Below are 7,771 nucleotides of genomic sequence, written 5' to 3'. Positions count from 1 at the left end.
CCCTTGTCCTGTTCCTGCTACCCCTGCTGTTGCTTTGGCAGGACCGCGTGACGTTCCTGTTCCATCTCGTTCTGCTTGTCCGGCATGGCGTTCTGCGGGGCGGCCCCCGCGGCGGCCTGAGCGGCGACTTGCTGCTGGCGCTTCGCTTCGGCTTCCTGCTGCGCCAATTCCTGCTGGCGGCGCTGCTCGGCCAATTGTGCATCGCGTGCGGCGGCTTCCTGCTTACGCTTCTTTTCCTGCAGCGCGATGTCGGCGTCCTCGTCCTTCGCGGGCGGCGGCGCAGGCTGCGGCTTCACGGCCACGGGCGGCGGGGGCGCGACGCGCGGCGTGGGAGCAGGCGTGTCGGGAATCTCGGTCCACAGTTCCGCCTCGGCTCCGGCGGGGGTGTTGTTCTGCCAGTTGATGCCGTGATATAGCAGCCAGCCAAGCAGCAAGTGCATGACGGCGGCGAGCGCGAAAGCGCGGCCCGTACCGCGTTCGCGCGGCGGGCGGATGGGTCGCGCTGATGAGCCGCGCGTCTGCCGGTTCTGCAAAAGGGTCATTGCGATTTGACGAGCAATCCGACGCGCTTCACGCCGCGCGCCTTCATATCGGACATCACGTTCATGACGACTTCATACTTCACGGTCTTGTCCGCCGCGATGACGACGGGTTGATCCGGATGCGACTCCTGACGATTCAGCACGAACGTGTTCAGGTCGTCCTTGGTCATTCTCTGCTCTTGCGTCGCGCCGCCTTCTTCCTTGTAGCGCACGTTCATGCTGCCGTCGGCCTTGATGTTGATGACGAGCGGCGGCTGCTGTTCCTGTGGCTGCGCGTTGCCGACGGTCGGCAAGTTGATGATCGAAGGCGACACGAGCGGCGCCGTCACCATGAAGATGACGAGCAACACGAGCATCACGTCGATATACGGCACGACATTGATGTCGGCCATGGCGCGGCGCGAACTGCCGCGCATGCTGGAACGGGACGAGCCTGCCATCGTGACTCCTTAGTGCGCCTGACGCTGCAAGATGTTCGAGAACTCTTCGATGAAGGTCTCGAAGCGGATCGCCAGGCGGTCGATATCGTGAGCGTAGCGGTTGTAAGCGACCACGGCGGGAATCGCGGCGAAGAGGCCGATCGCGGTCGCGACGAGCGCTTCGGCGATGCCGGGCGCCACGTTGGCGAGCGTCGCCTGCTGTACGTTTGCGAGGCCGCGGAACGAATTCATGATGCCCCAGACCGTGCCGAACAAACCGATATACGGACTGACCGAGCCGACCGATGCAAGAAACGCGAGATTCGCTTCGAGCACGTCCATTTCACGCTGAAAGGCAGCCCGCATGGCGCGGCGCGAACCGTCGAGAATCGCGCCCGGATCGGTGATGCGGCGCTCCTTGCCCTTCAAGAACTCGCGCATGCCCGATTCGAAGATACGCTCGAGCGCGCCGATGGTGTGACGGTTGTTCGCCGCGCTTTGATACAGCGCCTGCAGGTCGCCGCCGGACCAGAAATCGCGTTCGAAACGCTCGGTTTGCGCGCGCGCGCGCCGAATGGCGAACCACTTGCGGAAGATGAAAGTCCACGACAGCAGCGAGAGCAGAAGCAGCAGGGCCATGACGGCCTGCGCGAGCAGGCTCGCATGAATGACGAGAGATACGATCGACAAGTCTTGTGTGTTGTTCATAAAAGTCCGCTGCTTCCACCTGCTATTAGCTGCTATTTACGTCCGGAAAAGGGGCTTCCGGTCAAAGGCGCGTCAGGCTTTCGTGACCGCGACATCAATAAAACGAAAGCCGCCTCGTGGCCGGCTCTTGCTCGTGAAGCGTTCAGACCGGGTGCGCGCGATGCTCGTCCGCGGCAAGCACGACCTGCCCGGCATGAGGACCGCGCCTCAATCCTTCGAGAACTCGTTCGGGAATACCGGCGGGGCGAATCGTTGCGCGATCCACCGAAGCGACGCGAATATCGCCGCTTGCAAGAAGAACCGCGTCACGCCACGCTTCCTGATGAAAATCCACCGATGCGCGCCCGAGCCGCGCGATACGGCTCACGATGCGAATGGAGTCGTCCAGGCGCGCGGGAGCCGAATAATCGACGGATGTTCTTCTCACGACGAACACGATGCCGGCCGATTCGGCCAGCCGCTGCTGGTCGATACCGCACGCGCGCAGCCATTCGGTGCGCGCACGCTCGAAGAACTTCAGGTAGTTCGCGTAGAAGACGATGCCGCCTGCGTCGGTGTCCTCGTAGTACACCCGAATCGGCCATTCGAAATTCAACGAATCACTCACCTTTGCGCCGCCCCGCTCGCGCGGAGGCTTTTGGACCCGCTCCGGCTCGCTTTTTGACAAATAAACATCCGCGGCATTTTACCGGAAGCGGAAGTTGGGCCACCAAATACAGTCGATTCCTCTTACGAGCCGCGGTGTATTTGCAACGGTCCGAAGGTTTGGGCCACGGGCATGAGTTCGATCGCGTTGATATTCACGTGCGCGGGGCGCGTCGCAATCCAGTAGATGGCGTCGGCGATATCCTCGGCGGTGAGCGGCTGCACGTCCTTGTAGACGGCGCTGGCCTTGTCGTCGTCGCCCTTGAAGCGCACGTTGGAGAACTCGGTGCCGCCGCACAGGCCCGGCTCGATATCCGTCACGCGCAACGCGGTTCCGGCAAGGTCGGCGCGCAGGTTCAGGCTGAATTGCCGCACGAACGCCTTGGTCGCGCCGTACACGTTGCCGCCCGGATACGGGTACGACGCCGCGACCGAACCGAGGTTGAACACGTGACCGCGATTGCGCGCCACCATGCCGGGGAGGACGGCATGCGTGACATCGACGAGTCCCATGCAGTTGGTGTCGATCATGTTCTTCCAGTCGTCGAGACTCGCGCGTTGTGCCGGTTCGAGGCCGAGCGCGAGGCCCGCGTTGTTGACCAGCACGTCGATCTGGGCGAACGATTCGGGCAGCGAGGCGATGGCGCTCTTGATGGCGTTGCTGTCGCGGACGTCGAGTTCGACTGGCAAGAGCGAGTCGCCGAGTTCCTTCGATAGCGCGGCGAGCCGGTCTTTACGGCGCGCGGCCGCGACGACGCGATGGCCGCCCTTGACGAAAGTGCGGGCAATGGCTGCGCCGAAGCCGGCAGAGGCGCCGGTGACGAATACGATCATGAGCGGGCTCCGGAAAGTGGGGGGTTGGGCTGTGCCGGAGCGCGCGCGGACACACGACCGGCAACGGCGCACAGAGTACTTCCAATGATGTGATGCGGCAAGCAACTGCAAACCCGAACGATCGTGCGTTTTAAGCGTTTCGCAGATGCTCGCCAAGTTGCCTAAACCCGGCCGCACCATTACACTACAACGCTCAAACCCCGCGTGACTGGCGATAGAATCTTCGGATTCAAGGTGGAACGACCCACTAGGAAGCGCGGAGTGTCGTTTTGCCGTTCGCCTGGGCAGCTGAGATCCGCGCGCCGTCGCTGCGTTGCCGGTGGCTGTCCGTTCCGCGAACCCGGATTCTTCCCTCATCCGTCGCGTGTGGACCCGTCTGGCGTCCTGCGTCTTCCTTGCGTTTTGCGTTCGTGCTTCGAACGCATCGTCACGCGCGATCCGGTCAACCTGTTTTGATCTCACGGAAAACGTATGTTTGACAGAGCCGAAAGTACCCTCGCCAAGGTCGATCCCGAACTGCTCAAAGCGATCGAGCAGGAAAATCGCCGTCAGGAAGATCACATCGAGTTGATCGCCTCGGAAAACTACACGAGCCCGGCCGTCATGGCCGCGCAAGGCTCGCAACTCACCAACAAATACGCCGAAGGCTATCCCGGCAAGCGCTACTACGGCGGTTGCGAATACGTGGATATCGTCGAGCAACTGGCAATTGACCGCGTCAAGCAACTGTTCGGCGCCGAAGCCGCGAACGTGCAGCCGAACTCCGGTTCGCAGGCCAACCAGGGCGTGTTCTTCGCCGTGCTGAAGCCGGGCGACACGATCATGGGCATGAGCCTCGCCGAAGGCGGCCACCTGACGCACGGTTCGCCCGTCAACATGTCGGGCAAGTGGTTCAACGTCGTGAGCTACGGCCTGAACGAAGCCGAAGACATCGACTACGAAAAGACCGAAGCGCTCGCCAAGGAGCACAAGCCGAAGCTGATCGTCGCGGGCGCGTCGGCGTTCGCGCTGCGTATCGATTTCGAGCGCCTGTCGCAGATCGCGAAGAGTGTCGGCGCTTACTTCATGGTCGACATGGCGCATTACGCGGGTCTCGTCGCGGCAGGCGTCTATCCGAATCCCGTTCCGCACGCGGACTTCGTGACCACGACCACGCACAAGAGCCTGCGCGGGCCGCGCGGCGGCGTGATCCTCATGAAGGCCGAATTCGAGAAACAGATCAACTCGGCCATTTTCCCGGGCATTCAGGGCGGTCCGCTCATGCACGTGATCGCGGCGAAGGCCGTCGCGTTCAAGGAAGCGCTGACGCCGGAGTTCAAGACGTATCAGCAGCAAGTGGTCGATAACGCGCGCGTGCTGGCCGAAACGCTCGTCAAGCGCGGTCTGCGTATCGTCTCGGGCCGCACGGAAAGCCACGTCATGCTGGTCGATCTGCGCGCGAAGAAGATCACCGGCAAGGCGGCCGAAGCCGCGCTCGGCGCCGCGCACATCACAGTCAACAAGAACGCCATTCCGAACGATCCGGAGAAGCCGTTCGTCACGAGCGGCGTGCGTCTCGGTTCGCCCGCCATGACCACGCGCGGTTTCGGCGTGAAGGAAGCGGAGCAGGTTGGCAATTTGATTGCGGACGTGCTCGACGCACCGGAAGACCAGGCGAACCTCGAGCGCGTGCGCGCTCAAGTGACCGAGCTGACCAAGCGTTTCCCGGTCTATCGCTGATATTCGAACCGAGCCAGGAACCAAGCCCCGATGCGCTGCCCCTTCTGCCGACACGAAGACACCCAGGTCGTGGATTCTCGCGTGTCGGAGGACGGCGCAGCCATCCGGCGGCGGCGACGCTGTCCATCCTGCGACAAGCGTTTCACCACGTATGAGCGCGTCGAACTGGCGCTGCCGTCGGTCGTGAAGAAAGACGGCAGCCGCACCGAGTTCGATCGCCGCAAGATCGTCGCGAGCATGAAGCTGGCGCTGCGCAAGCGGCCGGTTGCGGCGGACGCCATCGAGGCAGCCGTCGCGCGCATCGAATATCAATTGCTTGGCAGCGGCGAGCGCGAAGTGCAGAGCGAACGTCTCGGCGAACTCGTGATGAACGAGTTGCGGCAGCTCGACACCATCGCTTATGTACGGTTCGCGTCGGTCTACAAGCGTTTCGAAGACGTGTCCGAGTTCGAGGACGTGCTCGAGGAATTCCGCCGCGCCGCGCCCAAGAAGACCACTTCCCGCAAGCGCTGATTGCGCGTCTGTACCGAGCATCTTTCCCCCAGTCGATCTTTTGCCCTCGGGCAGTGTGCCCCGTGCGAACGCGCGTGAACACTCGTCCATTCGGCTAATGGCGGCGCGCGTTCCTTATCGCTAGATTGAGCATTCGTTCAACTCGTCGATAAGGCATGCAGATGAGCCGCTTCTCGAATTCCGGTTTCACACTCGTCGAACTTTGCGTGGTGCTTGCCGTGATGGCGATCCTCGCGACTTTCGCCACGCCTTCGTTTCTCTCCTGGCAGGCACGCGATCAGATCGATGCCCGCGCGCGCTCGCTTTTCTCGACGCTTTCGCTCGCGCGGGCCGAATCGCTCAAACGCGGCGCGCGCGTCACGCTATGCCGCGTCGATGCGAGCCGGCATTGCCTCGCGGCGGGCAAGGCTTGCGACGCGGGTATCGCGGACTGGTCGTGCGGCTGGGGCCTCTTCGTCGATAAAGACGGCGCGCTGACGCTCTTGCGCTTGCAGCCGGCGATGACATCGGTCGCCATTGCGGGCGCATCGACGGATCTTTCGTTCACGCCGCCGATGGGCCAAGTGATCGGCGGCTTCCGTAGCTTCGATTTCGGCCCGCGCAGCGCGGATGCCAACGCGAATGCGTCGTCGCGGCGCTGCATTCGATTGGCTGCGGGCGGGCGTGCGCGCATGACTCAAGGCGCTTGCGGAGCATCGGCATGAACGCGCGATCGGTCATGCCGAGCATCAGGCGCGGCGGGCGCACTCGTTCCGTTCGCCCGCGCGGCGATTCGCTGATCGAGGTGATGATCGCCCTGTCGATCGCGGCGGTCACGGCGCTCGGACTCGTCGCCATGCAAAGCGGGCTGGCAAAAGCCGAACGAACGGCGCTATTGAGCGAACGCGCGGCACTGATTGCCGACTCCATCGGCGAGGCAACGCGTGGCAGCGCGGATAGCTCGGCCATGTTGTCGAGGTGGCGGGCGAGGGCGGCTGTATTGCTGCCCGATGGAGACATCGCCATCTCGGATCGCGGCAACGGCGTGCAGGTCGCAACCGTCAGCTGGCATGTCGCGGAAGGCGCGGAGCCTTGTCCCGAACCGCAGGCGCGACCGCACACGTCATGCATCGCGATGGCCTTTGCACGATGAACACGCGGCTCATTCATTCACGCGGCCACACGCTGCTCGAACTTTCGATTGCGCTTGCGCTCGGGCTGTTGATCCTGGCCGCGTCGCTGTCGGTTTATCGCGCTCAGCGTGCGGGCTTCGAACGTGCCGCCGATGCCGCGCACATTCACGATGCCGGCGTCGGCGCGCTCGATCTCGTCGCTCAACAAGTGCAGATGGCCGGCTTTTCGACCGCGGGCGTGACCGACGCGCCGCTCTTCGGCTGTTCGCAGGGGCGTGTGACTGGCGCGGAGACGTCGGCGTCGTGCGAGTCGCTCGCGAGTCACTCGGACGGTCTGCAGGTCCGCTACGCGGCCGACACGGTTTCGACGTGGCCATCGACGAGCGGCACGCCGACCGACTGCATCGGCCAGACGGTTTCGGATGCGTTCGTCTTCAACCGCTATTACGCGAAGCCCAGCACGTCGAGCGGCGAGCCGGAGCTTTATTGCGAGGGCGGGGGTCGTCAGGCGCAACCGCTGGTCGAGGGTGTCGAACGGATGCGTGTCGTCTACTGGATCGCGGGTGCGCCGGCCGCGCTCGACGCGTCGGCCATCGCGCGCGAACGCTGGCCGGATGTCTACGCCGCCGAGGTTTGCGTGCTCGTGCGTGGCGCGGCGATTCAGGCGAAACGTCGGGCGAACTATGTCGATTGCGATGGCGCACCAGCCGTCAGCGATGACGGACGCACGCGCATGGCCTTCTGGCGCACGGTTGGCATACGCAACGCGCGAGGCGCGTCGTGAGGCGGCGCGCGCGTTCGCGCGGCACGGTGCTGCCTATCGTCCTCTTGCTCGCCGCGATGATGCTCGTGACCGCCAGCGCCTGGCTGCAAGCCTCGCTCGTCGCGACCCGCACGGCCGTGTCGGCGCGCGAGCGGATGCAGGCGTTTCATGCGGCCGACAGCGCGTTGGTCCGCTGCGTTCGCATGATTGCCGATGCGCCCGGCGTGACGAGTTCGGGCGCGCAGGAGCCCGTGGGCTGGCGCAGCAAGGCGTCGTTCGAAGGAGCGTCGGCCGTCGCCATCGAGCTGTTTGGCGACTGGCCGTATGCGCGCCGCGCGCCGCAATGTCTGATCGAAACTTGGTCGCATACGGACCAGGCGGTGGCGGTGACGTCGTATCTCGTGACGGCGCGTGGCTTCGGCGCATCGCCTGAGACCGAGGCGTGGCTGCAATCAAGAATCGATGGCGCGACCCGACATTGGCGGCGCGTCGTAGCGAAGCCGTTTTGAGGACGAA

10 protein-coding genes, 1 pseudogene and 1 riboswitch are annotated in these 7,771 nt (G+C 64.0%); of the genes and pseudogenes, 6 read left to right on the top strand and 5 right to left on the bottom strand.

The window, feature by feature from the left end; all coding sequences use genetic code 11:
• Positions 1-23: 23 nt before the first annotated feature.
• The 5 genes and pseudogenes from NCT03_RS11530 to NCT03_RS11510 all read right to left on the bottom strand — a co-directional run.
• Positions 24-542: pseudogene (locus NCT03_RS11530) on the bottom strand (cell envelope integrity protein TolA); the annotation flags it as partial.
• Complete coding sequence (tolR, locus tag NCT03_RS11525) at positions 539-982, bottom strand: protein TolR (RefSeq protein ID WP_244826192.1); 444 nt, start codon at positions 980-982, stop codon at positions 539-541. The gene tolR and the pseudogene NCT03_RS11530, both read right to left, overlap by 4 nt.
• A gap of 9 nt (positions 983-991) precedes the next feature.
• The gene (tolQ, locus tag NCT03_RS11520; RefSeq protein ID WP_016346195.1) at positions 992-1,669 is read right to left on the bottom strand and encodes a protein TolQ; all 678 of its coding nucleotides are present in this window, start codon (positions 1,667-1,669) and stop codon (positions 992-994) included.
• A 142-nt stretch (positions 1,670-1,811) separates the two neighbouring features.
• On the bottom strand, positions 1,812-2,264 hold the full coding sequence (gene ybgC / locus NCT03_RS11515) for a tol-pal system-associated acyl-CoA thioesterase (RefSeq protein ID WP_244826191.1): 453 nt from the start codon (positions 2,262-2,264) through the stop codon (positions 1,812-1,814).
• A 134-nt stretch (positions 2,265-2,398) separates the two neighbouring features.
• Positions 2,399-3,148 carry an SDR family NAD(P)-dependent oxidoreductase gene (locus NCT03_RS11510; RefSeq protein ID WP_250492700.1) on the bottom strand — a complete coding sequence of 250 codons (750 nt, stop codon included), beginning with the start codon at positions 3,146-3,148 and terminating at the stop codon, positions 2,399-2,401.
• Between the two features lie 194 nt (positions 3,149-3,342).
• A riboswitch (ZMP/ZTP riboswitch) is annotated at positions 3,343-3,441 on the top strand.
• A gap of 178 nt (positions 3,442-3,619) precedes the next feature.
• Here NCT03_RS11510 and glyA point away from each other — a divergent pair.
• The 6 genes from glyA to NCT03_RS11480 all read left to right on the top strand — a co-directional run bounded on the left by glyA (position 3,620) and on the right by NCT03_RS11480 (position 7,764).
• Entirely contained in the window at positions 3,620-4,867 is a 1,248-nt protein-coding gene (gene glyA, locus NCT03_RS11505; RefSeq protein ID WP_250465596.1) for a serine hydroxymethyltransferase, read from the top strand.
• A gap of 30 nt (positions 4,868-4,897) precedes the next feature.
• Positions 4,898-5,380: a transcriptional regulator NrdR gene (gene nrdR, locus NCT03_RS11500; protein ID WP_250465595.1), complete on the top strand. Its 483-nt coding sequence runs from the start codon at positions 4,898-4,900 to the stop codon at positions 5,378-5,380.
• A 155-nt stretch (positions 5,381-5,535) separates the two neighbouring features.
• Positions 5,536-6,084 carry a GspH/FimT family pseudopilin gene (locus NCT03_RS11495; protein WP_244826187.1) on the top strand — a complete coding sequence of 183 codons (549 nt, stop codon included), beginning with the start codon at positions 5,536-5,538 and terminating at the stop codon, positions 6,082-6,084.
• Positions 6,081-6,512 (top strand): type IV pilus modification PilV family protein, encoded by a 432-nt coding sequence (locus tag NCT03_RS11490; protein WP_250492699.1) that lies wholly within the window; start codon positions 6,081-6,083, stop codon positions 6,510-6,512. The genes NCT03_RS11495 and NCT03_RS11490 overlap by 4 nt, the downstream gene beginning before the upstream one ends.
• Positions 6,509-7,276 carry a PilW family protein gene (locus tag NCT03_RS11485; protein ID WP_250492702.1) on the top strand — a complete coding sequence of 256 codons (768 nt, stop codon included), beginning with the start codon at positions 6,509-6,511 and terminating at the stop codon, positions 7,274-7,276. The genes NCT03_RS11490 and NCT03_RS11485 overlap by 4 nt, the downstream gene beginning before the upstream one ends.
• Positions 7,273-7,764, top strand: a complete 492-nt coding sequence (locus NCT03_RS11480) for a pilus assembly PilX family protein (protein WP_250492698.1) — start codon at positions 7,273-7,275, stop codon at positions 7,762-7,764. The genes NCT03_RS11485 and NCT03_RS11480 overlap by 4 nt, the downstream gene beginning before the upstream one ends.
• The last annotated feature ends 7 nt before the right edge of the window (positions 7,765-7,771 follow it).

The organism is Caballeronia sp. GAWG1-1 (genome assembly GCF_023631465.1).
Lineage (GTDB): Bacteria > Pseudomonadota > Gammaproteobacteria > Burkholderiales > Burkholderiaceae > Caballeronia.
This window is presented reverse-complemented; position numbering and strand designations above follow the sequence as displayed.